Origin of the sequence: Actinoplanes sp. NPDC023936 (assembly GCF_040639325.1) — a bacterium.
In the GTDB taxonomy this organism is placed as follows: domain Bacteria; phylum Actinomycetota; class Actinomycetes; order Mycobacteriales; family Micromonosporaceae; genus Actinoplanes.
Genome location: NZ_JBEZZR010000064.1, coordinates 1 through 2050 on the forward strand (window position 1 = coordinate 1; position 2050 = coordinate 2050).

Genomic DNA, 2050 nt, shown 5'->3' on the forward strand with positions numbered 1-2050 from the left:
GTGGCTTGCTTGAGCCGTGTGCCGCGACGAGTTGCACGCACGGTTCTGAGGGGGCCCCGGCGCAGCAATGCGTCGGGGCTACCCGACTGCGTTCCGCAGGTGCGCCTAGCGAGCCCTCTATGCGCACGATTCACTTCCGAAACACGGCCTGGTGGCGCCGGTGCAGTGGTCTCCACGCCGCCGGCACTAAGCGTCAGCAGTGCATCGGACGAGCGCACACGTAAACCCGCTGGGCCGGGCTGGCGCCACCACCATTCAACTAGCGCGTTGAGTAATTAATCGACACTGACCAGGGTACCCTCCGCCACGAGCCAGGAACTTCCGGTGCCTTCCAAGATGGCAGCGAAGACTGCGGCGTGCGGCGGTCCATTCACGTTGCAGGTGAGTTTTCCCTTGAGCGCTCTCTCGACTTCCTCATGCTTGGCGGTGGTGACTCGGAGGTCCACGTCGAAATATCTCAAGTTGGGGTTTTCCTTAGTGATTTGTCCCGGCTCGTTGTGTAGGTACCAGGGAACCCCGCCATGCAGCCACTCGAGTCGGCTCGGCATCCCCGTATCGGGGTCCCACTCAAATAGGAGCTTTTCCGCGGGGCTTGCAACGTTCGCGTAGTGCGCAGTCACGGACTCGAACTTGTAGCGCGTCATCGTGTGTCCTTTGTGTTCCCGCATGAGCACGATCATCATGGGCACCCGGTGCGAAGCCGGTACGTTCCGCGATACTGGCCGGACGTCTCGCGGCGGCCGACTGGATCCGGGTGGCGCCACCGTCGTTATGGGTGTGGCCGGCAACGTGTCGAGATAGCCGGACTGGGTCATGCCGTCATGATCCGCCCCCAAGCACACCCTGCGGGGCCGACATCCGGAAATCGTCGCGACGGGGTACGGAAGTCAGACAGACCAGGTCAACGCCGCGATCGAGGGCGGTCGTCGCTCGCATCTCGGTAGGGCTGCCGCTGGGCGGAGTACCTGAACCATCCACCGGCAAGCCATCTTGGCTTGCTGTACCCGGCCCGTGGACGAGCCGGCCGTGGCAGTGACCGCCCGGGAGAAGATTGCTTACCTGGGGTTCGACCCGCTGTACCAGCATCAGCGTCCCTGAGCGGGTACTCCAGTCTGTCACGTTTCACCACGCGCTACCCGGCGGAAGTGACTGGCCATTCTCATGCCGATGAGAGTGCTTGAACGGCGACCACGTATAGCGATCTCGACGCTTTCATCGCCGTTCATTCCATACCTTAATCAGCCGGGTAAGACGATCAGAACGTCCCTCATCCGACAAGGCCCAAAATAGTAGAATTGCAAGGATGAGGGTCGCGGCTATCGCCGCGCCGCCGAACAGGACTGCCGTGATCGAATCTTGGGCGGATGCCCACGCTAGCGCACCACTCGTCGTCATTACGGGAAGAGCAGTGAGTGATCTACGTGTGCGACTGACCGGTGGCAAGGTTCGCAGCCTCCTCTGCAAGCAGGAACAGAGGCGCGATTCCGAGAACCTTGGGCCTCGAGCTTTCGGCTCGGGCTACGGGCTGGCGCTACAGCCGTAGCGCCACGGTAGCGAGGTTTCACAGCTTCGTCTAGTCGGCTTGGCTAAACTTGGCATGATCCGTCATGCCTGCAACCCAGCGACGGTAGGGCGAAGTTTCTCGGCTTCAACCCTAAATTGCCGATGAGAGTGCGTCGGTTCGCACCCGGTTGTGGCGCTTGAAAGGGGTGTTGGCGGGGGAGCAACTCCGTAAACCGCACGCGAGCGGCAGCCGGTCCATAGCGTGTACGGCTTGGTGCGGTTGGCGGGCTGCTTCCCGGTTGGCGCAGTTGCTGGCGAGGTTCGTTCCAGTAGTTCAGAAGATGCCGGAGGCGTCAGTTCACCTTGGGTGTCCGGGCCGGTGTTGCAAAGGCGACCTAGGTTTCCGGCAATTCGTCAAGGAGACGGCGAATGGCCTTGGTTTGCGTGTGGTTGGGGCCGAGGGCGGCCAGGCTGATCGTCAGGGCCTGCTCGTACTCGGTGCGGGCGTCGTCGAGCCGGCCCAGAGCCTGCAACACGCTGCCGAGGT

Annotated in this window: 2 protein-coding genes; both read right to left on the reverse strand. The window is 62.4% G+C overall.

The features are described 5' to 3' along the window. Positions 1–275: 275 nt before the first annotated feature. Complete coding sequence (locus AB0F72_RS40455) at positions 276–644, reverse strand: hypothetical protein (RefSeq protein ID WP_360444020.1); 369 nt, start codon at positions 642–644, stop codon at positions 276–278. A gap of 1254 nt (positions 645–1898) precedes the next feature. Further along, positions 1899–2039 (reverse strand): tetratricopeptide repeat protein, encoded by a 141-nt coding sequence (locus tag AB0F72_RS40460; protein ID WP_360444065.1) that lies wholly within the window; start codon positions 2037–2039, stop codon positions 1899–1901. Positions 2040–2050: the final 11 nt, after the last annotated feature.

What these genes read in the sequence shown, in the direction of transcription:
- AB0F72_RS40455 (WP_360444020.1), bottom strand. Translation starts at nt 644, where the DNA reads ATGACGCGCTACAAGTTCGAGTCCGTGACTGCGCACTACGCGAACGTT.